General features: G+C 68.5%; 21 protein-coding genes. 2 read left to right on the forward strand and 19 right to left on the reverse strand.

The annotated features are described in order from the left end of the window. Positions 1-361: 361 nt before the first annotated feature. The 15 genes from Tchar_RS11415 to gspG form a co-directional block, all read right to left on the reverse strand. A complete protein-coding gene (locus Tchar_RS11415; RefSeq protein WP_144329138.1) occupies positions 362-1,336 on the reverse strand; it encodes a hypothetical protein in 975 nt (324 codons plus the stop codon). Between the two features lie 77 nt (positions 1,337-1,413). Further along, entirely contained in the window at positions 1,414-2,676 is a 1,263-nt protein-coding gene (locus Tchar_RS11420) for a ribonucleotide-diphosphate reductase subunit beta (protein WP_144329139.1), read from the reverse strand. A gap of 131 nt (positions 2,677-2,807) precedes the next feature. Next, positions 2,808-5,705, reverse strand: coding sequence for a ribonucleoside-diphosphate reductase subunit alpha (locus Tchar_RS11425; protein WP_144329140.1), 2,898 nt, complete (start codon positions 5,703-5,705; stop codon positions 2,808-2,810). Positions 5,706-5,920: 215 nt separating this feature from the next. After that, a complete protein-coding gene (gene ampD / locus Tchar_RS11430) occupies positions 5,921-6,541 on the reverse strand; it encodes a 1,6-anhydro-N-acetylmuramyl-L-alanine amidase AmpD (RefSeq protein WP_144329141.1) in 621 nt (206 codons plus the stop codon). Positions 6,542-6,546: 5 nt separating this feature from the next. Then, on the reverse strand, positions 6,547-7,755 hold the full coding sequence (gene gspF, locus Tchar_RS11435; protein ID WP_144329142.1) for a type II secretion system inner membrane protein GspF: 1,209 nt from the start codon (positions 7,753-7,755) through the stop codon (positions 6,547-6,549). A gap of 15 nt (positions 7,756-7,770) precedes the next feature. After that, entirely contained in the window at positions 7,771-9,186 is a 1,416-nt protein-coding gene (locus tag Tchar_RS11440) for a GspE/PulE family protein (RefSeq protein WP_144329143.1), read from the reverse strand. Between the two features lies 1 nt (position 9,187). Then, positions 9,188-11,365: a type II secretion system secretin GspD gene (gspD, locus tag Tchar_RS11445; protein WP_144329144.1), complete on the reverse strand. Its 2,178-nt coding sequence runs from the start codon at positions 11,363-11,365 to the stop codon at positions 9,188-9,190. A gap of 5 nt (positions 11,366-11,370) precedes the next feature. After that, positions 11,371-12,153, reverse strand: a complete 783-nt coding sequence (gene gspN / locus Tchar_RS11450) for a type II secretion system protein N (RefSeq protein ID WP_161595511.1) — start codon at positions 12,151-12,153, stop codon at positions 11,371-11,373. Further along, positions 12,150-12,674 carry a type II secretion system protein GspM gene (gene gspM / locus Tchar_RS11455; protein WP_144329146.1) on the reverse strand — a complete coding sequence of 175 codons (525 nt, stop codon included), beginning with the start codon at positions 12,672-12,674 and terminating at the stop codon, positions 12,150-12,152. The genes gspN and gspM overlap by 4 nt, the downstream gene beginning before the upstream one ends. After that, positions 12,671-13,891: a type II secretion system protein GspL gene (gene gspL / locus Tchar_RS11460; RefSeq protein ID WP_144329147.1), complete on the reverse strand. Its 1,221-nt coding sequence runs from the start codon at positions 13,889-13,891 to the stop codon at positions 12,671-12,673. Before gspL ends, gspM begins: the two co-directional genes overlap by 4 nt. A 31-nt stretch (positions 13,892-13,922) precedes the next feature. Continuing rightward, complete coding sequence (gene gspK, locus Tchar_RS11465) at positions 13,923-14,879, reverse strand: type II secretion system minor pseudopilin GspK (protein ID WP_144329148.1); 957 nt, start codon at positions 14,877-14,879, stop codon at positions 13,923-13,925. Then, a complete protein-coding gene (locus Tchar_RS11470; RefSeq protein ID WP_144329149.1) occupies positions 14,876-15,502 on the reverse strand; it encodes a PulJ/GspJ family protein in 627 nt (208 codons plus the stop codon). Before Tchar_RS11470 ends, gspK begins: the two co-directional genes overlap by 4 nt. After that, complete coding sequence (locus Tchar_RS11475) at positions 15,502-15,891, reverse strand: type II secretion system protein GspI (RefSeq protein WP_144329150.1); 390 nt, start codon at positions 15,889-15,891, stop codon at positions 15,502-15,504. The genes Tchar_RS11470 and Tchar_RS11475 overlap by 1 nt, the downstream gene beginning before the upstream one ends. 5 nt (positions 15,892-15,896) lie before the next feature. Further along, entirely contained in the window at positions 15,897-16,355 is a 459-nt protein-coding gene (locus Tchar_RS11480) for a prepilin-type N-terminal cleavage/methylation domain-containing protein (protein WP_144329151.1), read from the reverse strand. After that, positions 16,330-16,797, reverse strand: coding sequence for a type II secretion system major pseudopilin GspG (gene gspG / locus Tchar_RS11485; protein WP_144329152.1), 468 nt, complete (start codon positions 16,795-16,797; stop codon positions 16,330-16,332). The genes Tchar_RS11480 and gspG overlap by 26 nt, the downstream gene beginning before the upstream one ends. Before the next feature lie 21 nt (positions 16,798-16,818). On the opposite strand from gspG, the gene Tchar_RS11490 reads away from it, so the two are divergent. Continuing rightward, positions 16,819-17,325, forward strand: a complete 507-nt coding sequence (locus Tchar_RS11490; RefSeq protein WP_144329153.1) for a hypothetical protein — start codon at positions 16,819-16,821, stop codon at positions 17,323-17,325. 184 nt (positions 17,326-17,509) lie between these two features. On the opposite strand, the gene ilvA is transcribed toward Tchar_RS11490, so the two are convergent. After that, entirely contained in the window at positions 17,510-19,105 is a 1,596-nt protein-coding gene (ilvA, locus tag Tchar_RS11495) for a threonine ammonia-lyase, biosynthetic (protein WP_144329154.1), read from the reverse strand. 338 nt (positions 19,106-19,443) lie between these two features. On the opposite strand from ilvA, the gene Tchar_RS11500 reads away from it, so the two are divergent. Further along, a complete protein-coding gene (locus Tchar_RS11500; protein ID WP_144329155.1) occupies positions 19,444-19,896 on the forward strand; it encodes an OsmC family protein in 453 nt (150 codons plus the stop codon). Positions 19,897-19,980: 84 nt separating this feature from the next. Here Tchar_RS11500 and coq7 read toward each other — a convergent pair whose 3' ends face one another. From coq7 to Tchar_RS11515, 3 genes are read right to left on the reverse strand one after another with little or no spacing between them, the layout of a single operon-like run. Beyond that, positions 19,981-20,646 (reverse strand): 2-polyprenyl-3-methyl-6-methoxy-1,4-benzoquinone monooxygenase, encoded by a 666-nt coding sequence (coq7, locus tag Tchar_RS11505; RefSeq protein WP_144329156.1) that lies wholly within the window; start codon positions 20,644-20,646, stop codon positions 19,981-19,983. Positions 20,647-20,668: 22 nt separating this feature from the next. After that, positions 20,669-21,433, reverse strand: coding sequence for a DUF411 domain-containing protein (locus Tchar_RS14335; RefSeq protein WP_144329157.1), 765 nt, complete (start codon positions 21,431-21,433; stop codon positions 20,669-20,671). After that, complete coding sequence (locus Tchar_RS11515) at positions 21,430-21,966, reverse strand: cupredoxin domain-containing protein (protein WP_144329158.1); 537 nt, start codon at positions 21,964-21,966, stop codon at positions 21,430-21,432. The genes Tchar_RS14335 and Tchar_RS11515 overlap by 4 nt, the downstream gene beginning before the upstream one ends. Between the last annotated feature and the right edge of the window lie 91 nt (positions 21,967-22,057).

Raw genomic sequence — 22,057 nt, forward strand, 5'->3', positions numbered from 1 at the left:
CAAGCGGAAGAAGTCCTCGGTGGCGGGGCAGGCAAACATCGAAAAACTCCCAGAAAACGGCGCATCAGACCATCAAATCTGGGGGAAATTGTACTCGCAAACAGACAATAACACAAGAAAAATCATGATGTTATGAATATTTCAGGGGCGACTACTCTATGGCTTGGCAGCGGGCTGGTCACCGGTGCAAGCCGCGCACCTGGGCAACCGCATGGGAGCCGCCAAAATCGCCACCCAGGGTGGACAAAACTACCGCTTCACGCTGACCGAAGAACCGGCGCCACGCCCCGTGTGAGGCGCGGCGCACACGCTGCGCGCAGGCGCCGTCGGGTGCGGGCGCCTGGGCCTGCACCGCCAACGATCAGGGGCGCGGGCCAGTCGGAAACGGCCACGCTGCCTTCGGCGTGAGCTTGGTCTGGGCGGCGGGGGCTGGAGCGGTGGTCTTCGCTGCCTGGGTGCGTTGGGTGGCCGCTTTGCCAGTCGATTGGCCCTTGCTTTGAGCCGACTCTTTCTTGGCAGGCTTGGCGGTGGTTGTGTCGGCGCTCTTCGGGGCAGTGCCTTTGGCCGTGCGCTTGCCGCCGGACTGCTGGTCGGCTTTGGGGACCGGTGCCTGGGTGGCGGCCGCGGTTGCGGCGGCCTCAGCGGCCGGGGCCTGTGCGCCGGCGGTGCTGCTGGCCCGGGTGGCGCGCGCGCGGCTGGCTGGGGCGCTCACCGCTGGCGCGGCAGCGTTGGCCTTGCCGACAGGGGCTGCCTTGGCGGTGGAACGCTTGGCTTTCGTCGTGCCCTGAACGTGGGCGGCCGCAGCCGACAACTCATCTCCGCTTGACTTGCGCTTTGCCTTGGACGTGGACTTGGCCTTGGATGGCTTCGCGTCTGCCACGCTGGCGTCAGCCGTCGCCGTTGCGGCCTTCTTCTTTTTGCCTTTGTCTGGGCGGGTGGGTGCTGCGGCGGCGGTGTCGGGAGCCGTTGCCGCCGCCTTCTTCTGCCCTTTGCCTTTTGCGCTTGGGGCGGCAGCACCTTCGGTGGTGGCCATGCGGCTTGCTTTGGCACGTTTCTGGGTATCGGCAGTGGCTGCGGCGTCGGCCGTGGCGGTGCTGCGTTTGGCCGGCTTCTTTGGCTGGGCCGCGGTGGCCTTCTGCGCCGATGCCGCGGCGGTCTTCTTGACCGCCTTCGGTGCTGGGGTGGCGCCGGCCGGGCGGCTGACGTCGTTCACTGCCGCCTCGGCAGCAGAAGAAGCGGCCGCGGCCGCTGGGCGCGCACCGCTACGGCGAGGCGCCTTCGCTTCGGGTTTGACGGGTTGGCTGGCCGCGGCGGCGGCCTTCTTTCCGGTTGCCATGGGGGTTCTCCTGCGTTGGGTTGGCGGTGGAAAAATGGATGCCGCGCGGCCCTCGGTGAGGGCGACCAAGCCGGGACTCAGTCCCAGCTCAGAGCGCCGCCGGATTGGTACTCGATGACGCGCGTCTCGAAGAAATTACGCTCCTTTTTCAAATCGATCATCTCGCTCATCCACGGGAAGGGATTCTCTTCGTTGGGGAAAAGCGGATCGAGCCCGATCTGGGTAGCGCGCCGGTTGGCGATGTAGCGCAGGTAGCCCTTGAACATGCTGGCGTTGAGCCCGAGCACGCCGCGCGGCATGGTGTCTTCGGCGTAGCGGTACTCCAAGTCCACCGCCTTGTGAAAGAGCGCCGTGATCTCGTCCTTGAAGGCGCGCGTCCACAGATGCGGATTTTCCAGCTTGATCTGGTTGATCATGTCGATGCCAAAATTGCAGTGCATCGACTCGTCGCGCAGGATGTACTGGTATTGCTCGGCGGCACCGGTCATTTTGTTTTGCCGCCCCAGGGCCAAAATCTGCGTGAAACCGACGTAGAAGAACAGCCCTTCCATCAGGCAGGCGAAGACGATGAGCGACTTCAGCAGGGTTTGGTCGGCCTCGGGCGTGCCGGTGCGGAAGTTCGGATCCATGATCGCGTCGATGAACGGGATCAGGAACTCATCCTTGTCGCGGATCGACGGGATTTCGTGATAGGCGTTGAAGATTTCCCCTTCGTCCAGGCCGAGCGACTCGACGATGTACTGGTAGGCGTGGGTGTGGATGGCTTCTTCGAAGGCTTGGCGCAGCAGAAATTGCCGACACTCGGGCGCCGTGATGTGGCGGTAGGTGCCCAGGGTGATGTTGTTGGCGGCGAGCGAGTCGGCGGTGACGAAAAAGCCCAGGTTGCGCTTGACGATGCGGCGCTCGTCTTCGGTCAGGCCGTTGGGGTCTTTCCACAGCGCGATGTCGCGCGACATATTGATTTCCTGCGGCATCCAGTGATTGGCGCAGGTGGCCAGATATTTTTCCCAGGCCCACTTGTACTTGAAGGGGACGAGCTGGTTGACGTCGGTCTGACCGTTGATGATGCGCTTGTCGGCCACGTTGATGCGCCGAAAGCTGGCCGCCTGTGCACGCACGGCTTGGCTGGGGCCTTGGGCGGCGGCGACGGCGGGCACCGACACGGAGGCAGCCGCAGCCGCTGCGGCCTCCGTGGGTGCGATGGCAGCCGGGGCCACCGCAGCAAGGCTGACCGACGCCTGCGGCATGTGTGCGGCACTGGTGGCGGTGGCTGCCCCGGCGGCGGGGCGTTGACCCGACGCCGGGGTGATCATGGGTTTGTCGTCTTCCCAGATGAGCATGGCGCGATCCAATTCGTGAAATTATTGAAAAATGTCGAAAGATTGACAAGATGAAACCGCATGGCCCGGCCACCACGCCCGGATGTGTTGCGCGCAGGCATCACCGAGCGCTGGCAGCGTACGTCATCGGCTCATTGACAGGCTTCGCAGCCAGGGTCGTCGAGCGCGCAGAATTTGATGTCGGTGGCCGGCGTGGGGTCAGCGGCGACCGCCCCCGCGACGGCGGCCATGCCCGTGCCCGATGAAGCGTTGGGCACGGCATTGAGCGCGCCGCTGCGCACGGTGGATTTTTCGGCGTGGGTGGCGCCGACGGTGCGCAGGTAGTAGGTGGTTTTGAGGCCGCGAATCCAGGCCAGCTTGTAGGTTTCATCGAGCTTTTTGCCCGAGGCACCGGCCATGTAGATGTTGAGGCTTTGCGCCTGATCGATCCATTTCTGGCGCCGTGCGGCGGCTTCGACCAGCCAGCGCGGCTCGATTTCGAACGCGGTGCGGTACAGCTCCTTGATGTCTTGCGGCACGCGGTCGATTGGCAGCAGCGAGCCGTCGAAGTGCTTGAGGTCCATGATCATGACCTCGTCCCACAGCCCCAAGCGCTTGAGGTCTTTGACCAAATAGCTGTTGACGACGGTGAATTCGCCCGACAGGTTGGATTTGACCGACAGGTTGCCGAAGCATGGCTCGATCGAGGCGTCCACGCCGACGATGTTGGAGATGGTGGCGGTGGGGGCGATGGCGATGCAGTTGGAGTTGCGCATGCCGTCGCGCGCGATCTTGGCGCGCAGCGCGTCCCAGTCCAGGGTGCGCGAGCGGTCCACTTCGACGTAGCCGCCGCGCTCCTGTGCGAGCAGATCGATCGAGTCGATCGGCAGGATGCCGCGATCCCACAGCGAGCCCCTGTAGGTCGAATAACGGCCACGCTCCACGGCCAGGTCGCTGCTGGCCCAGTAGGCGTAGTAGCACACCGCCTCCATCGATTGGTCGGCGAATTCGACCGCGGCTTGCGAGGCGTAGGGAATGCGCAGTTGGTACAGCGCGTCCTGAAAGCCCATGATGCCCAAGCCGACCGGACGGTGGCGCAGGTTGGAGTCGCGCGCTTTCTTGACCGCGTAGTAGTTGATGTCGATCACGTTGTCGAGCATGCGCATGGCCACCGTGATGGTGCGCTTGAGCTTGTCGTGATCGAGCACTTTGCCGTTCGGGCCGTCTTTGAGGTGCTGCGCCAGATTGACCGACCCCAGATTGCACACCGCGATTTCGGTGTCGCTGGTGTTGAGCGTGATTTCGGTGCACAGATTGGATGAGTGCACGACGCCGACGTGCTGCTGCGGGCTGCGGATGTTGCACGGATCTTTGAAGGTGATCCACGGGTGCCCGGTTTCGAACAGCATCGTCAGCATCTTGCGCCACAGGTCGACGGCGCGCACTTTTTTGTACGGCTTGATTTCCCCGCGGGCTGCTTTTTCCTCGTAGGCGAGGTAGGCGGTTTCGAAATCACGCCCGTAGCGGTCGTGCAGATCGGGCACGCTGGAGGGCGAAAACAGGCTCCACTCGCCGTCTTCCATCACGCGCTTCATGAACAGATCCGGAATCCAGTTGGCGGTGTTCATGTCGTGCGTGCGGCGACGGTCGTCACCGGTGTTTTTGCGCAGCTCCAGGAATTCTTCGATATCCAGGTGCCAGGTTTCCAGATAGCAGCAGACGGCGCCCTTGCGCTTGCCGCCTTGATTGACCGCGACCGCGGTGTCGTTGACGACTTTGAGAAACGGCACCACGCCTTGGCTTTCGCCGTTGGTACCTTTGATGTGGCTGCCCAGTGCGCGCACGCGCGTCCAATCGTTGCCCAGGCCACCGGCGAATTTGGACAACAGCGCGTTTTCCTTGATGGCCTCGTAAATGCCGTCCAGGTCGTCGGGCACGGTGGTGAGGTAGCAGCTCGATAGCTGCGAGCGCAGGGTGCCGCTGTTGAACAGGGTCGGTGTGCTGCTCATGAAGTCGAACGAGGACAAGACCTCGTAGAACTCGATGGCGCGCGCCTCGCGGTCGATTTCGTTGAGCGCCAGCCCCATGGCCACGCGCATGAAGAAGGCCTGCGGCAGCTCGATGCGCTGCTTGCGCACGTGCAGGAAGTAGCGGTCGTACAGCGTTTGCAGACCCAGGTAGTCGAACTGCAGGTCGCGCTCGGCTTTGAGCGCCGCGCCCAGCCGCTCCAGGTCGAAGGTGAGCAGCTCGGGGTTGAGCAGCTCGGCTTGTACGCCTTTTTTGATGAAGGCGGGAAAGTATTCGGCGTAGCGCTCGCGCATCTGCGCGTGCGTGACTTCCTCGCCCAGCGCCTCTTTGTAGATGGTGTGCAGCAGCAGCCGCGCGGTGGCGTAGGTGTAGTCGGGGTCGGTCTCGATCTTGGTGCGCGCCGCCAGGATGGCGGCTTTGTGCACCTCCTCCATCGGCACGCCGTCGTAGAGGTTGCGCAGCGTCTCGGCCACGATGGGCTCGGCTTGGACGTCGGGCCCCAGGCCCTCGACCGCCGAGGCGATGAGCGCGCGCAGCCGCTCGAGGTCGAGCGGCCGGCGCTCGCCGCCGTCGATGACATGCAGCACGGGTTGGGCAGCCGGCTGCTGTTGCGCCGCCTTGGCCGCGCGCTCCTGTGCGCGCCGCTCGCGATAGAGCACGTAGGCACGCGCCACCTCGTGGTGGCCGCCGCGCATCAGGCCGAGTTCGACCTGGTCCTGCACGTCCTCGATGTGGAAGGTGCCGCCGCCCGGGCGCGAGCGCATCAACGCGCGCACCACGGTCTGGGTGAGCTGCTCGACCGTCTCGCGCACGCTAGCCGAAGCCGCCCCTTGCGGCCCGTGCACGGCCAGGAAGGCCTTCATCATCGCTACCGCGATTTTGTTCGGCTCGAAGGGCACCACCGCGCCGTTGCGGCGGATGATTTGGTAGTTGGGCAGGACGCTGCCGCTGATGGCGCGGGCTGCCTCGGCGGCGACGCCGTGGGCGGTGGCAGGGGAGTTGGGCATCTGGATCGTCTGCATGGCTGTGCTGTGGAGCAAGGGCCTGGGATCACACCGCCAGACACTAGATATAGTGTCTGCGATGCCTGAAGAACACTACCGGTAGTGTAGCGGGCGCGGTGGGCTGGATAAGTGCCGCGGGCTTGAAAATTTCTATTGCCCACGGTCGCGGCGATATCTCCGGGTTTGCCCGTAGGCGTCGTTTTCCGCTCACGCGCGGGGCACGGTGGTCGGTTTCAGCGCCGGGTGTGGGGGCCGGTGGTGGGGCCGATGACATCGGCAAAACAGTCGGCGGGCCAGCCCGTCAAGGCTTGCAGACGTACCCAATCGAAACCGGGGCCGGGGTCGCGCTTGCGCCCGGGTGCGATGTGCTCGTGCCCCACCACGGCCGCCAATGTCGGATAGCGTTGCCGCAGGGTTTGGCACAGCGCGGCCAGCGCTTGGTACTGGGCCGGCTCAAAGACATCGCCATCGAGCCCTTCGAGTTCGATGCCGATGGCGTAATCGTTGCAGTTGGGGCGGGCGCGCCAGCGTGACTGGCCAGCATGCCAGGCGCGGCGCTCGCAGGCCACGAACTGGATCAACTCGCCGTCGCGCCGAATGAGAAAGTGCGCCGACACCTGCAGCCCGCGCAGGGTCTGGAAGTAGGGGTGGGCGTCGCAGTCGAGGGTGTTGGTGAATAGCTGCTCGATGTAGGGGCCGCCGTACTCACCGGGCGGTAAGCTGATGGCGTGCACGACGATCAGGTCGAGCGTGACGCCGCTGGGCCGCGGGCCATGATTTGGCGAGGGCACACGGCGGGCCTGGGGCAGCCAGGTGCCGTCGGGGTCGGTGGGGGGCGCGCTGGCGATCGTCATGGCTTTTAGCGTACCAGCTGGTTGAGTTGGATGATGGGCAGCATCACCGACAGAACGATCAACAGCACGATCACGCCCATGCCGACGATGAGCGCGGGCTCCAGCAGGGTGGCCAGGCGCAGGGTGCGGCGCTGCACGTCAGCGGCCATCTGTTGGGCGGCGCGTTGCAGCGTGGCACTGAGCTGCCCCGTTTGCTCGCCCAGGCGGGCGAACGTGACCAAGGGCCCGGCAAACGCCGCTCGTGTGGCCAGCGCGGCGGCCAGCGGCGCACCCTCGCGCACCAGGGTCAAGACGTGTGCGACATCCGAGCGCAGGGCGTGGTTGCGAACGGTGGCGCCGGCAGTGTGCAGCGCGCGCAGCAACGGCACCCCGGCGCCGGTCAGCAAGGCCAGGGTGGCGGTCAAGCGTGTCAGATCGACTTGACGGCTCAAGCGTCCCCACACCGGCACGGCCAACCAGGCGCGGTCCAGGCGTTCGCGCAGCACTGGCTGGCGTCGTGCCCAGGCCAAGCCGGCGCCCACCAACAGCGCCAGTGCGAGCACCGACCAACCCCAATGGCGCAAGAAAGCGCTGGCATGCAGCATGGCCACCGTCAGAGCCGGCAGCGCTCGCCGTCCGCTGCTGAAGGCTTGGGCCACCTGCGGCACCACATAGGTCATCAGAAAGACGACGATGGCCAACGCGAATACCGTGACGATGGCGGGATACAGCAGGGCCGACAACAGGCGTTGGCGCAGCGCGGTCGCCGCTTCGAGTTCGTTGGCCAAGCGCTCCAATACGGTGCCCAGGCGCCCGCTGGCTTCGCCGGCGGCGACGACGGCGCGGTAGCTGTCGTCGAAGGTACGCGGATAGGCCGCCAAGGCTGTCGCCAGAGGGCTGCCGGCATGGACCTCGGCGCGCAGGTGGGCGACGAGTTCGCGCTCGTGTGGCGTTTCGGCTTCTTCGGCCAGGCTGGCCAGGGCTCGCTCCAGCGGCAAGCCGGCACCCACCAGCGAGGCGAGCTGTCGCGTCCAGGTGGCGCGGCGTTCGCCGGCCAGCGGCGCGCGCCCCCAGCGACGGCGTTGGGCAGCGGCGGGCTGCGCCTCCTGCACCGACAGTGCCACGAGGTCGCGCGCGCGCAGCAGCGTGCGCGCCGCGCGCGGCGAGTCGGCGTCGATCAGGCCACGCTGACGTCGGCCGCGGGCATCGATGGCCTCATAACGGTACGTGGTCACGGCCGCGACGTCTCCTCAATCGCGCGTGACGCGCCAGACCTCTTCGGCGGTGGTGATGCCTTGCGCCACCAAGGCGTCGCCCGCCGCGCGCAGCGGCACCATCCCGTGACGCAGCGCATGCTCGCGCAGGGCCGCCTCCGGCGCACGCTCGTGAATCAGCGCGCGCAGGGCGTCGTCGACGGTCATCAGCTCGAAAATCCCTTGGCGGCCCTGGTAGCCGCTGTGTCCGCACGCCGGGCAGCCCGTGCCGTGGCAGGCCGGGCAGACCTTGCGCACCAGGCGCTGCGCCAGCACGCCCAGCAGCGAGCTCGACAGCAAAAAGGGCTCTACGCCCATGTCCACCAGGCGCGTGACGGCGCTGGGGGCATCGTTGGTGTGCAGGGTCGCCAGCACCAAGTGGCCAGTGAGCGAGGCTTGGATGGCGATCTGCGCGGTTTCGCGGTCGCGGATTTCGCCAATCATGATCACATCCGGGTCTTGCCGCAGGATGGCGCGTAGCGCCTGGGCGAATGTGAGGTCGATTTTGGGGTTGACCTGGGTTTGACCGATGCCGGGCAGCTCGTACTCGATCGGGTCTTCGACCGTCATGATGTTGAGCCGGTCGGCATCCAGGCGCGACAGGGCCGCGTACAGCGTGGTGGTCTTGCCCGAGCCGGTGGGGCCGGTGACCAGTACGATGCCATGCGGCTGCTGGATCAGGCGGACGAAGTGTTCCAGTGTGCCGCCGTGCATGCCGAGCGCCTCCAAACTGAGCACGCCTTCGGATTTGTCCAGCAGCCGCAGCACGGCGCGCTCGCCGTGGGCGCTGGGCAAGGTGGAGACGCGCACGTCCACCGCCCGCCCGCCCAGGCGCAGGCTGATGCGGCCATCCTGCGGCAAGCGCTTCTCCGCGATGTCCAGTTCGGCCATGATTTTCAGACGCGAAATGAGCGCGGCGTGCAGCGCGCGGTTGGGCTGCACCACTTCGCGCAGCGTGCCGTCGATGCGAAAGCGCACGCTGGAGTGGCGCTCATAGGGCTCGATGTGGATGTCGCTGGCGCGCTCACGCACGGCCTGGGTCAGCAGGGCATTGAGCATGCGGATGATGGGCGCGTCGTCGGCGGCTTCGAGCAGGTCCTCGATCTGCGGCAGCTCTTGCAGCAGGCGCGACAGATCGGCCAGGTTTTCCACTTCGCTGACGATGGCCGCGGCACTGGTGCTGCCGCCATCCCCGTAGGCGGCCTGCAGCCGGCGCTCGAAAGCGTCGGGCTCCTCCCACACCAACGGGCAGATCCCATGACGACGCTGCACCTCGCCGATGGCGCTCAGGCGTGCGATGCGTTCACCGGGGCCAGGGGCGCGCGCATACAGGCAAGCCAAGCCGCGGTCGAGCTGCAGCAGCACACCGTGGCCGCGCGCAAAGGCATAGGGCAGCGGATGGGCGGCGCTCATGTCACGGGCGTTGCGGCGTTGCGTCGGGCGGCTGCGGCGCCGACGGTGCAGGCTCGGCGCCGTTGCTGGCTGCGGCGGGCAGCGCGGGCAGCGCGGGCAGCGCGGGCAGCACCGGTGCGTCGTTGACCGGGTGGGCGCGGCTGACGGCGGGCTGGGCCTGCTGCTGGGCGGCGCGCATCCACTCGTAACGGTCCAGCGCCAGGGTCTCGCTCTGGCGGGCATCGCGCACTACCACCGGGCGCAGAAAGACCATCAGATTGGTTTTCTTGCGCGTGCGCTTTTCGCTGCGGAACAGGTTGCCGAATACCGGCACGTCGCCCAGACCAGGCACTTTGTCCTGATTGCCCCCGTATTCGTCCTGCAACAAGCCGCCGAGCACGACGATGCCGCCATCCTCCACCAGCACCGTCGATTCGATCGAGCGCTTATTGGTGATGAGGCCACTGGGCGAACCGATCGAGCTCGGCACGACGCTGCTGACTTCTTGAAAAATGGCCAGCTTGACCGTGCCCTGTTCGTTGATCTGAGGCTTGACGCGCAGCGTCAGCCCGACGTCCTTGCGTTCGATGGTCTGAAACGGGTTGACCGCACCTTGGTTGCTGTTGTTGGCGGTGTACTGGCCCGTGATGAAGGGGACGTTTTGACCGATGACGATCTTGGCTTCCTCGTTGTCCAGGGTCAGCAGATTGGGGGTGGACAGGATGTTGGCGTCGCCATTGGTCTCCAGAAAGCGGGCCAGCGCGCTGAGCACGTAGACACCGCCGATGCGTTGGGCGATGCCGATATTGAGTCCTGGGGCGGGCAGCTGCCCCTGCCCGCCGTTTTGGGTGGCCAGGTTGATGAGGTTGGCGCCACCGCTGCCGAAGTTGGTGCCCAGCAGGCCGATCAAGCCGTCGCCCGCGCGCCCGATCGGGCCCTGCCACTGAATGCCGATTTCGGAGGCTTTTTCGGCGCTGACCTCGGCGATCAGGCTTTCCACGTACACCTGCGCGCGCCGCACATCGAGCTGGTCGATCACCTGGCGCAGCTGGCGGTACAGTGGCTCGGGCGCGGTGATGATGAGCGCATTGCTGGCGGGGTCGGCTTGGACGATGCCGCCGGTGCTGACGGCGTCGCTGGAGGTCGCCGGCGTGGCGTGGGCAGCGGAGGCACCGGCGGTGCGCACCGCACTCGACGTGCTTGCCCCCGCGGCTGCAGCGCCGGCGGCAGTCGCGGTGCCGGTGGTTGGCGTGCCGGCATCGGCAGCCAACGCCGCGCGCAGCGTCGCGGCCAGCCGCACGGCGTCGGCGTTGCGCAAATAGACGACCCGCACGTTGGTGGCGGCGGTGCCGGCGCTGGGGCGATCGAGCTTGTCGATGAGCGCACGCACCAGCGCCAGCCGCGCTGGGTTGGCGGCGCGCACCAGGATGGCGTTGCTGCGCGGCTCGGCCAATAAGGCCAGTCGTGCCGTGCTGGGCGCCGCCGCGCCCGCCGCGGGCTTCGGGGGCGCGTCCTCGCCTTCGAGCAGGCGCCACAGCAGCGGCACCAGGTCGCTGGCGACGGCGTGCTGCAGTGGAATCACCTCCAGGTCGGTGCCGCCGGCGACGTCCAGCGCGGCGATGATGCGCCCCAGCCGCTGCAGGTTGTCGGCGTAGTCCGTGATGACCAAGGCGTTGTTGCCCGGATTGACGCTGATGGGGTTGTTGGGGCTGATGAGCGGGCGCAGCACGGCCAGCAGGTTGGCGGCGTTTTCGTGCTGCAGGCGAAAGATTTGCGTGACGAGTTGGCCCGCGCGCGGGGTCTGCCCCTCGGTGAGCACCGGGCCGCCCAGCAATTTTGCTTCGGCTTCGGGAACGATCTTGAGGATGCCCTGTGACTCCACCAGGGCAAAGCCGCGCAGCCGCAGCTCGGCGCCGAATTGGGCCAAAGCGGTCGGCGCGGCAACGGGGTTGTCGGTCACCAGCGTCAGGGTACCCTTGACGCGCGGATCGACGACGATGTGGCGCCCGCTGAGCAGCCCGATCGCGCGCGCCACGGCGTCGATGTCGGCATCGACGAAATTGAGGGTGACGGGCTGTCCGGGACGCACCGCGGGTGCGGGCGTTTGCGCTGCGATCGGGGCAGCCGTGGCCGACAGCACGGTCGAAATGGCAGCGGCCAGCGTGTACCGCAGCAGGCGAGAAGCAAAAATCGATGGCATCGGCATCATCCGAATCGGAGGTGGGCGCGCGCGCCGTCGCGCCGACCGAGCAGGTTGAGCAAGTTGGATAGGGCGTCGAGCCGTTGTGGCGTCGCTTGTGCCAAGCCCTCGAAATAAAAGCGGCCGCGCTGCCAGCCACCGGCGCCTTCCAGGTGCAGGTCGCCTGAGAGCGTGCTCAGCCTCAGGGTCGGGCCGGCGTCGTCCAGCTCGCCGCCAAGGCGGTAGCTGCCCAGCGGGCGAACGGTGGAGACGGCCGCCGACAGGTCCAGCACCTCGGCTGTCCACGCGCCGGTGGGTTGTGCGGCCGCGCCCGTCGCGGCGGTGCCGACGGGCCAACGCAGCGCGCCCACCTCCAGCGTCAGCCGTCCCTGCAGGCCGAGGGTATTCCACGGCGAGCCGAGTGACCCCAGCCAAGCGAGGTCCCACGTGCTGCGGTGCGGCTGGCTGGTGATCAGCCAAGCCCCGTCGGCGCGGCCGATGTGCCAGCGCCACGCTTGGGCGGCGCAGCAGCGCAACGTCAGATCCAGTGTCACGCCTGGATGCGGCGCGCCGACGGCGCCCAAGCGCCAGGCGATGCCGCCCGGCAGGACGAGCGTGCCGCCATCGCCGCGCACAACCAACCCGGCCTCACCCTGCCAGAGGCTGCCCTGCGGATGGACCAAGCGCACGCGCCCATGGGTCATGCCATCAACGGCCAGCGCCCACCAGCGCGCCGGTGCCCAGACGATGCTGCCCACCACCAGGCCCAGGACAAAGGCGGCTGCTGCCGCGCGCCAGCGAGCGCTCATGGGGCACCTCCGGCCACCATCAGGCGCGCCGAGCCGCGCCAGTTGCCCGTGGTGGGGTCGCGTTCCCATTGCAGGTGCACCGGCATCAAGCCCAGCGTTTGACGCAGGTCGGCCAGCCACGCGGCCAGGCCGGCGCTGCTGGCGCCGTCGAAGGCGACTTCCCAGCCGTCGCCCAAGGCCGCGCTGCGCGCCGTGGTGCCCAGCCAGTGCTGGCTGCGGGCGTGCAGCGCTGCCGATAGGCTCTCGGCTGTCTGGTTGGTTGCGCCGACATCGGGCAGGCGCCGCAGGGCCGCCAGCGCGGCGGCGTCGCGCTGCACGGCACCGATGGCCGCCAGCAATTGCGCCTGCCGCGCGGGTCCGTCGCGCAGTTGCCGCCAGGCGGGCAGCCAAACGAAGGACCACAGCAGGAGCAGCACCGCGAGGGTAAGCCCCGCGGTCAGCAGGCGCCGGCGCCAAGCGGGCCCAGCAGTCCAGTGCGCCCGCAGTCGCGTCCAAGCGCCGGTGGCCCAGGGACGGGTCATGGTGCCCCTCCGGTTTCGCTCACGGTCCAGCGTCCGTCGCTATCCTCGGCTACGGTCCAGCCACGCGCACCCAGTGCGGCTTGCAGGCGCTGCGCGCTCGCGGGGCTCAGGGGCTGGAGCCGAATGCGTCCGCCGTCCACGGCCAGCATGCGCAACGGGGGCAGGTCGGGCGTGTCGCCCCACGCGTGCAACAGGCGCTCGACCGCGTGCGGGGTGGCGGTGCCGGTGCGCGCGCGCTCACGCGCCACGGCCTGGTGTACTTGCCGCACGGGATCGAGCAGCACAGGGGTGCCTGGCAGCGCCGCGCGCGCGGCCTGCTGCAGGGCGGCGCGCAGGGCATACTCCTGCCGCTGGCTCTGCCAAGCCAGCGCAGGCACAGCCAGCGCCGGTATCGCCGCCAGTGTGGCCAGCGCCCAGCGCGCCGGACGCCACGCCGGCGCCTGCCAGATGGCGTGTGCACGCTGGGCCAAGCGCTGCCACCACGCGCCGCCCACCCGCGCTTTGAGGTCGAATTGGGCCAAATTCCAGCCGGCGCTCCAATGGTGCAGCCAAAGCTGGCCGCCTGGCGCCAGCGCCCAGGGCCACTGAGGCGCAGCGCGCTCGGCCGCCTCGAGTGCATCCGGCTCGGCCCACGCCTGCGTCACGCTCGGTTCCCAAGGGAGGGCGAGCGGCGCAGAGCCCAGCGGCAGACACAGCACACCCTCGGGCCCGGCCAGCGTCAGATGGGGGATGTCGTCGATCCGATGCGCCCAGGCCAGCCAACTCGGTGCGGGGGCCACCTCGGGCACGATGGCGTGCACGGTCCACCCCCGCTGCTGTAGCCGCTCCAACGCGGCCAGCAGTGCGTCGCGCCGGCAGACCGCAACCCAGGCTCCCTGCGCACGGTCCGCGCGGCTCGGGTAGGGTTCGAGCGCCACATGCAACGCGGCGGGATCGTCCAGGACCGCGTCTTCGAGCAAACCGGCGATGACCGCCGGCGTGCGTCCCGCCCGACCCTGCGGCAGACGAATGCGATGCCACGACAGCCACGCTGCGGGGACGACGAGGACGGTGGCCGCGCGGTCGGGCAAGCCGTCGAGTTCGGCACTACCGATGGTCCCATGTGCAGCCATCCGTTGCCCGTCGAGGCTGCGCGCCCAGTGCCACAGGGCGGTGTGGTCTGGCACAGCACCAGCGCTGCCAAAGCCAAGGGAAGACGGGGGGCGGATGAACAGCATGGGACGGCAGAGGTCGAGCGCGCAGAGGATATCACTGGGTCATGTCGGTCGTCGGCAGGGGATACTGTTGGCGCCACACCACGTTGACACGGACGCCGTCGCGCACGAGCAGGGCTTGTTGATCGACCGTCAAGCTGCCCAGGCGGACTCGTCCCGTGACGCGAAAGTAACGGCTGTTGACCGCCAACGCCGTGGCATCCGGTGGCGCGACGGATGGTGGAAGCGCTGCGACGAACGCCTGCGGGGACGCGAAATGCCGCTGGGCGCGTTGCTGCACCAAGCGCTGCGCGGCGCTGGCGTCCAGACCGGCCACGGCTGCCTGCAACACGGCGGGCGGCGCCGTGTTGACGTTGAGTGCGGTCGGGGTTGGCAGCCACGTGGTCAGGGCCTCGAGCGCCGCCAGTGTGCCGTGCGACAGACCGAGCCGTCGCAAATCGGCCAGCCGTTGCGGACGCAGCGGTGTCGGCCCAGACGTCGGCGCGGCGGACCATGCGCGCAGCAGCCCCTGGGCGACGGCGTCCAGCTCGTTGCGGGGCAGTCCAAGCTGGGCAAACAGACGCTCGAAGCGCGCGTACTCGGCGCGTGCCAACTGAGGCGCGTCGCCGATGACTTCGACCAAGTTGCGCCAATTCAGGCGACCCTGCTCGTCTTCGATGCGCCCGGACAGCCACGCCTCATCGGTGGCGTCTGTGTCGTTGCTGTCGGCTCGTTCCAGAAACGTCGACAGTCGCGTGGCTTGCAAGGGCACGGTCCATGGTTCCCCCAGGTGATCGACGGTGCTGGCGCGGCCGTCCTCGCGCACGATGAGGCGCGCCCAGTCGAGAGCGCCGGTGAGCAGCCAAGCGGCTTGGGTGCGTTCGCGTTCGCTGCGCTCGATGGCCCAGGCCCGCCACTGCTGCCAGTAGGCCGTGGCCGCCAGCGTCGCCACCACGCCCACCGTCAGCATGGCCATCAACAAAGCAGCACCGCGCTGTCGGGCTCGCCTCATCGCTTGCCTCCGGCCACCCAAGGCGCTACCCAGGCCACGCTCACGGGCCCCGTCAGCGGCTGGGCCGGCGCAGGGGTCAGGATCAGCCGTGCCGCCGCTGGCGCTGCGTCAGCGGCGGCGGCTTGCCAGCGGCCGTCGCTCCAGACCTGCAGCGCCCACGCGCGGATGGTGACGGTGCGCACCCCTTCGCTGCGCACACGCTGCGGGGCCATCTGCCACAACAGCGCCAGTTGGTCGCGATCCGCAACGGGTGGCGACTGCCAGCGCGACCAGCGCGTGCCGCCGTCCGTCGCGGCCCAGGCCACCACCGACCAACCGCTCGCGTCGCGGTCAGCCGCCGGCGCACGTCGCACCAGGCGCACCGTATCGGCGGCGACCGACCAGCGGGGCACGCCGTCGGCACCCTCGTCGAACGCCGCTGCCCAGGCGTCCAGGTCGGTCTGCCACTGGGCCAGGGCCGTTTGCCAGCCCAATAGGGCTTGCGAGGTGTGTTCGACGGTTTGACGCGTGCGCAGCAGTGCGTCGATACCGCGCCAGCTCAGCAGCGCCAGCAGCGCCAGTACGCTCAGCGCGACCAGCAATTCGAGCAGCGTGAAGCCGCCGTGACGGTGTCCGCGTCGCATCAGTGGCGTCCCACGATCGTCGTGGTGCGCAGCAGCACCTCGTCCGGCCGCTCGGCCAGCGCCACGCGCGCTTGCACTCGGCGAATGCTCGGGTTGGGGGTCGTCCCAATGTCGAGCTCGACGACGAAGGCCAGTCCGCCTTGCGTGCAGCGCTCGGCGCGAACGCCGGGCGCGGGAAAAATGGGGTCCAGCCGCGCCGCCACCAGGGCATCGTCGGCGCAGCGCTGCGCCAGCCACTGCTGCATCTGGCGCTCGGCCATGCGGATCAGCGCCGCCGACGCCTGGCTGCCCGCTGCCAGCGCGGTGGCGACGACAGCCAGCGCCGCCAGCACCTCCACCAGCGTGAAGCCGCGCAGCCGTCGGCGGGCGACAGGGCTGTGTGGAGCCATCGGCGCTACTCGATCGCGATGGGCGCCCAGCCGTCGCTGACGAGTGCACGGCGCGCCGTCCCCAGCGCCAATTCGAGGCGCAGCGGTGCGCCCATCGGCTCGGGACCGAGGACGAGTGGATCGGGGGTGAGGCGGACGAGCATACGGGCATCCAGCCAGCGGTGGGGGCCGACCAGCTCGGTGTCGGCCTGCGGTGCACCTTCGAACGTGTAACCGTTTGGCAGCACACGCAGGCGCAGGGGCGTTGCCGTGGCCCGAGCGAGGCTGCGCGCCACCTCCAGCTGCGCTTGCAGGCGCAGCGCTTGCTGGTCGAGCCGGTCTTCATCGCCGTCGCGCAGTGCCCACGCCAGCCCGGCGCCGGCCACCGCCACGATCGTCAACGCCACCAGCATCTCCAACAGGGTCAAGCCCGCGATCCCGCGGCTGCCCTGCCGCGGCTCACTGCCAACTGCCGATGTCGGCATCGTTGCCCTCGCCACCCGGCTGACCGTCGGCGCCCAGTGAGAACACGTCCACGGCGCCGTAGGTGCCCGGGTTGAGATACTGATAGGGGCGGCCCCACGGGTCGTTGGGCAATTTTTCCAGGTAGGGGCGCCAGTTGGGCGGCACCGGCGCCACGGTGGGACGCTGCACCAGGGCCTGTAAGCCCTGCTCTTGGGTAGGGTAGCGCTGGTTGTCCAGCCGGTACAACTTGAGCGCCTGCATCAGGTTGGCGACGTCAGCGCGCGCTGCCGTCACGCGCGACTCGTCGGCGCGCTCGATCACGTTAGGCACGATCAGCGCCGCCAACACGCCGATGATGACCAGGATCACCAGCAGTTCGATGAGGGTAAAGCCGCGGCGTTTGCCTGTGGCGACGGGGTGCGGCAGACCGGTTGGGGGTGTTGTGGGTGGGAAATGACGCATGGGTTCATGATAATCGCGAATATGCAAGCGACGATGACTCCGGTTGGGACCCACACGCGTCGGCCCGTTGGGGGCCGTGTCACGGTGGCGGCGCTGACCTCGCTGGCTCTGTGGGCCTTGGCGGGGGCGCAAACCGCCTACTGGGGCTGGCGCGCGTGGGGCGTTGCGCCCGCAGAGCCCCTTCCGTCGCCAACGGTGTCGGCAGCGGTGGTGGATACGGCGCGGGTGGCGCGCGCGCTGGGCGCCCAGGTGGTGCCGTCCGCCGACGGGGATGCGCCCCTGGCGCAGGCCGCACCCGCGTCCCATCCCGCCCAAGGGTGGCGGCTGGTGGGTGTGATCGCCGACCGGGCAGGCGCCGGCGCGGCGCTGTTGGCGCGCGAGGGTAGTGCGCCGCGTGCCTATCGCGTCGGCGCCACGCTGCCGGACGGCTGGCGTGTGGACCGGGTCGAGCGCACCGGCGTCTGGTTGGCGCCCGTACAGGGCGGCGAGGCGGTGCGCTTGTCCCTGCCCGCGGCGACCACCCCGTGAGTGCCGCAGGCGGGGCACACCGGCGCCAGGGAGCACACGACGGACTGACTGCGCATGGTACTGCCGCGCGCCACTGCCATGTCAGTCCGACTCACCCAGCCGATACCGCGGTTCCACGGGCGTGCGGACGTGCGCTGAAGGCAAAGGCGGCGGCACCGTCGAGCGCGAGCGCCCGCGCGGCGGCTCATCCGCGCAAAAACACCCGGTAGACCGGGTTGTCGGTCTCGTCCACGTAGGGGTAGCCCAGATCGCGCAGGAAGGCTTCGAACGCTGCGTCGTCCTTGGGCGGTACCTGCAGACCAACCAGGATGCGGCCGTAGTCGGCGCCCTGGTTGCGGTAGTGGAACAGGCTGATGTTCCAGCTCGGACGCATCAGCGTCAGGAACTTCAGCAGTGCGCCGGGCCGTTCGGGGAAGATGAAGCGCAGCAAGCGCTCGTCGTGCGCCAGCGGCGAGTGGCCGCCCACCATGTGGCGGATGTGCTCCTGCGCCAGATCGTCGTGCGTCAGGTCCAGCGTGCGAAAGCCGTGCTTTTCGAACGCGGCGGCGATTTTGGCGCTCTCGCCTCGGCCGTGCGTGGTCAGGCCAACGAAGACGTGCGCCACCTGGGTGTCGTGGATGCGGTAGTTGAACTCGGTGACGTTGCGCGGGCCGCCGGGCAGGCTGCCGATGGCGTGCAGGAAGCGCAGGAAGCTGCCGCGCTCCTCGGGAATGGTGACGGCAAACAGCGCTTCGCGTTCCTCGCCCACTTCGGCGCGCTCGGCGACGAAGCGCAGGCGGTCGAAATTCATATTGGCGCCGCACAGGATGGCGGCGTAGGTCTCGCCGCGCGTCTTGCGCTCGGCCACGTATTTTTTGATGGCCGCCACCGCCATGGCGCCGGCGGGCTCGACAATGCTGCGGGTGTCGACGAAGACGTCCTTGATGGCGGCACAGACGGCGTCGGTGTCCACGGTGACGAATTCGTCCACCACCTGGCGCGCCAGGCGAAAGGTTTCTGCGCCGACGTATTTGACGGCGGTGCCGTCGGAAAACAGGCCGACGTCGCTGAGCTGCACACGCTGGCCGCTCTGCACCGAGCGCAACATGGCGTCGGAGTCGTTCATTTGTACGCCGATGACGCGGATGTCGGGCCGCACCGCTTTGATGTAGGTGCCCACGCCGGCGATCAGGCCGCCGCCGCCGATGGCGACGAAGACGGCATCGAGCCGGTTCGACCCCAGGCCCTGCAGCTGGCGCAGCATCTCCATCGCGATGGTGCCTTGGCCGGCGATCACATCCGGGTCGTCGAAAGGGTGCACGAAGGTCAGCCCCTGCTGTTGGGCCAACGCGCTGGCGTGCTGGGCGGCGTCGGAGTAGCTGTCGCCGTGCAGCACGACCTCGCCGCCCAGGGCGCGCACGGCATCGATTTTGACCTGGGGGGTGGTGGTGGGCATGACGATGACCGCGCGCACGCCCAGTTTGTGCGCGCCCAGCGCCACCCCTTGCGCGTGGTTGCCGGCCGAGGCACAGATGACACCGCGCTGCAGCTGCTCGGGGCTCAAGTGGGCGAGCTTGTTGTAGGCACCGCGCAGCTTGAAGCTGAAGACGGGTTGCTGGTCCTCGCGCTTGAGCAGCACCTTGTTGTGCAAGCGCCGGCTGAGGTTGCGCGCGGGCTCCAGCGGGGTTTCGCGCGCCACGTCATACACGCGCGCAGTGAGGATTTTTTTGAGATAGTCGGCAGGGGTCAGCGTGGTCGCTGTACCGTCGGCGTGGGCCTTGGGCGTCGATCGGTGGGACATGGGACGAGCGTTGGAACAGATGGACCGATCATATCCGCGTGCGGACCGCCCAGAGGCGCGTTGGACTCGGTGGCGCGGGGTGTGTCCGGGGCGTTGGCGGCGACTGGGCGCTGCGGCTGGCACCGACGCCAAAAAAATGGCCCAAGCCACGCGGCTTGGGCCAGAACCACCCATTGAGGGCAGAGGAGACAACCGGAAAACCCGAGATGTCGCCGCGCATCGGCAGGTCACGCGATGACATCATTACAATGATTTTTATTATAGATCACTGATATTGCGCTGCAACATCACCATTCGTCGGCCCTCGGGCCGTCTGTCGTTTCGGAGACATCTACACCATGGAATGCACGGTTACCTGGATCGGCCCGACGGGTGTCGGTTCGAATATGGGTTTCATCGCGGCCACCGGCAGCGGCCATCTCGTGGCGATGGACGGGGCGATCGATCCGGCCAACCCGTCAACCAGCGGCGCCAACCTGGCCCCGCGCCCGATGGAGCTGGTGTTGGCGGGCACCGGGGGGTGCACGTCGTTCGATATCGTGATGATCCTCAGGCGCGGCCGGCACGATGTGCGCGGCTGCCAGGTGAAGCTGACGGCCGAGCGTGCCGAGACCGAGCCGAAGGTGTTCACCCGCATCCATATGCATTTCATCGTGCAGGGCAAAGGCATCCCGGCAGCGGCGGTGGAGCGCGCCATCCAACTCAGTCACGAGAAATACTGCTCGGCCAGCATCATGCTGGCCAAGACGGCGCAGATCACCACCAGCTACGAGCTGGTGGAGGTGGCGTAAGCGGCGTCGATGCGGCGCGGGCCGGTGGGCGATGGCACCACGCGGGGCCGGCGGGTGGCGCACCGCGGTGGCGCATGGCCGCGCTCAAACCCGGTGCGCTACCGTGGTCATGACTTTGGCCGCTGCCCGCATGGCCCATTGGATGGGCCTTGGCAGCTCGATGCCGCCTGCGGCCTTGGCCTCGCGCGCGTGCCGCACCTCATCGGCCTTCATTTGCGCGACGATGGCGCGCGAGGGATGGTCTTGCGGCGGCAGACGGTCGAGATGGCCATCCAGGTGCGCCTCCACCTGGCGTTCGGTTTCGACGACGAAGCCCAGGCTGACGCCGCGTCCGGCCAAGCCGGCCGCCACGCCGATGGCAAACGCCCCCGCGTACCACAGCGGCACCAGCAGTGAGCGGCGGTCGCCCAGCTCATCGAGCCGTTGCTGACACCAAGCGAGGTGGTCGGTCTCGTCCTGCGCGGCGGCCTCCAGGTGGCGTGCCACGCGCTCGCGCTCGGCAGCCTGCCCGGGCCCGACGCGGGCGGCGAAGGCTTGCCCGGTATAGAGCGCCTGGGCGCAGATCTCGCCCACGTGGTTGACGCGCATCAGCGCCCCGGACAGACGCTGCTGTTCGGGCGTGAGCTGCGCCGCTTCGGCGGCCCGTTCGGCTGCCACGCAGGGAGCAGGCCGGGCGGCGCGATGCGGCGCCAATAGGGTACGCAGCGCGTTGTCGGCCGCGATCAGGGTAGCGTCCACGAGTGTATGCATGACCGCAATGCTAGCGCGGCCTTCATGGCCCCGCTTTGATGTCGGTCACGATATAGGCACCGCCGATGTGTAGGGCGCGAAAACGCACCGTCTGGCCGGGTTGCAGCCCCTGCAGCAGCGCGCGGTCGCGCACCTGGAACACCATGGTCATCGGCGGCATGTCCAGGTGGGGGATGGGCCCATGGCGCAAGGTGATCTTGCCGGCAGCGTCGTCGATGCGGCGGATCTCACCGGTGGCCCAGTCGTCCCCGGCAGCGCTCGGGGCGGCGTCGGCGCTGGCCGGTCCAGGCGCCCCATGACCGCCATGTGGCGCGGGCGCGGTGCTGCCTGGGTAGCTGGCGTAGATGCGGGTGGCGCCGTCGCGTTGGACCAACAAGACGTCATAAGGATCGCGGCGGTTGCCATACTCGGGTCCGTCCATGCCTGGGCTGCCCACCGGCATGCGCGGCACCGCCAGACCCAGCGCCGCCGGGCGCTCGCGCAGTAGGCGCTGGATATCGGCGGCTGGCACGTGTCCTTCGATGACGTAGCCGCCCACCTGCGCCGTGTGGCACGAGGCCAGCGCCGGCGGTATGCCCAGGCGTTGGCGCATGGCGGCGTTGCCGCTGTCGAACGCTTGGACGCGAAAACCGTGGGCGTGCAGGTGCCGGATCCAGTCGTTGCAGCAGCCGCAGTTCGGATCCTTCCATACCCGGATCAGCGGGGCCGCGGTCTGCGCCCCCAGCCAGCCCGTGGCGGGGGCGGTCAGGCACGCCGCCCCCCAACGGATGCAGTCGCGTCGCTTCATCGTGTCGTCTCCAGTGTGGTGGGCTCGACCCGGATGTGACCGATCATGCCCGCTTCGAAATGACCCGGAATCAGGCAGGCGAACTGAAAGTCACCGGCCCGGTTGAAGTGCCAGATGATGTCGCCGCGCTGCCCCGGTGCGACGTGGGCCATGTGGGGTTCGTCGTGCTCCATGTTGGGGTGCTTTTTCATGAGGGCGGCGTGTGCCGCCAGCGCTTCGGGCGTGCCGAGCACGATTTCATGCAGCACCTGTCCGCGGTTGACGGCGCGCAGCCGCACGGTCTCCCCTTGGCGCACGGTCAGGCGGCTGGGGTGAAAACGCATATCGTCACCCATGCGGACTTCGATGGTACGCGTCACGCGCGCGGGGTCGCCCGCGATGCCCCACGGCTTTTGCTCGGGCGGCAGGGCCGCGGCGCGTGTGGCGTGGCCGTGCGCCTGCGGTCCGTGCGCGCCGACCGCCAAAGGCACGGTGGCCAGCGCGGCCAGCAGCAGCGTGCGGCGCGGCCAGTGGTGTTCAGTGGTGTGGACCATGGTGATGTCCTCCGGTGGGTTTGCGGGCGTCGAAGGGGGCCGGGGAGGCGGGTGACGCGGGGTTGGCCCCCGGGGCGGGCGCGTGCGGGTG

The sequence above is a fragment of the Tepidimonas charontis genome (assembly GCF_007556685.1).
GTDB lineage: Bacteria > Pseudomonadota > Gammaproteobacteria > Burkholderiales > Burkholderiaceae_C > Tepidimonas > Tepidimonas charontis.

Coding starts and splice junctions, on each gene's coding strand:
- Tchar_RS11425 (WP_144329140.1), bottom strand. CDS start 5,705: ATGCAGACGATCCAGATGCCCAACTCCCCTGCCACCGCCCACGGCGTC.
- Tchar_RS11490 (WP_144329153.1), top strand. CDS start 16,819: ATGCAAGCGACGATGACTCCGGTTGGGACCCACACGCGTCGGCCCGTT.
- Tchar_RS11420 (WP_144329139.1), bottom strand. CDS start 2,676: ATGCTCATCTGGGAAGACGACAAACCCATGATCACCCCGGCGTCGGGT.
- gspD (WP_144329144.1), bottom strand. CDS start 11,365: ATGCCATCGATTTTTGCTTCTCGCCTGCTGCGGTACACGCTGGCCGCT.
- gspN (WP_161595511.1), bottom strand. CDS start 12,153: ATGAGCGCTCGCTGGCGCGCGGCAGCAGCCGCCTTTGTCCTGGGCCTG.
- coq7 (WP_144329156.1), bottom strand. CDS start 20,646: ATGCATACACTCGTGGACGCTACCCTGATCGCGGCCGACAACGCGCTG.
- gspK (WP_144329148.1), bottom strand. CDS start 14,879: ATGAGGCGAGCCCGACAGCGCGGTGCTGCTTTGTTGATGGCCATGCTG.
- Tchar_RS14335 (WP_144329157.1), bottom strand. CDS start 21,433: ATGAAGCGACGCGACTGCATCCGTTGGGGGGCGGCGTGCCTGACCGCC.
- Tchar_RS11440 (WP_144329143.1), bottom strand. CDS start 9,186: ATGAGCGCCGCCCATCCGCTGCCCTATGCCTTTGCGCGCGGCCACGGT.
- Tchar_RS11500 (WP_144329155.1), top strand. CDS start 19,444: ATGGAATGCACGGTTACCTGGATCGGCCCGACGGGTGTCGGTTCGAAT.
- Tchar_RS11480 (WP_144329151.1), bottom strand. CDS start 16,355: ATGCCGACATCGGCAGTTGGCAGTGAGCCGCGGCAGGGCAGCCGCGGG.
- Tchar_RS11515 (WP_144329158.1), bottom strand. CDS start 21,966: ATGGTCCACACCACTGAACACCACTGGCCGCGCCGCACGCTGCTGCTG.
- gspM (WP_144329146.1), bottom strand. CDS start 12,674: ATGACCCGTCCCTGGGCCACCGGCGCTTGGACGCGACTGCGGGCGCAC.
- ampD (WP_144329141.1), bottom strand. CDS start 6,541: ATGACGATCGCCAGCGCGCCCCCCACCGACCCCGACGGCACCTGGCTG.
- Tchar_RS11470 (WP_144329149.1), bottom strand. CDS start 15,502: ATGCGACGCGGACACCGTCACGGCGGCTTCACGCTGCTCGAATTGCTG.
- Tchar_RS11415 (WP_144329138.1), bottom strand. CDS start 1,336: ATGGCAACCGGAAAGAAGGCCGCCGCCGCGGCCAGCCAACCCGTCAAA.
- ilvA (WP_144329154.1), bottom strand. CDS start 19,105: ATGTCCCACCGATCGACGCCCAAGGCCCACGCCGACGGTACAGCGACC.
- gspG (WP_144329152.1), bottom strand. CDS start 16,797: ATGCGTCATTTCCCACCCACAACACCCCCAACCGGTCTGCCGCACCCC.
- Tchar_RS11475 (WP_144329150.1), bottom strand. CDS start 15,891: ATGGCTCCACACAGCCCTGTCGCCCGCCGACGGCTGCGCGGCTTCACG.
- gspL (WP_144329147.1), bottom strand. CDS start 13,891: ATGCTGTTCATCCGCCCCCCGTCTTCCCTTGGCTTTGGCAGCGCTGGT.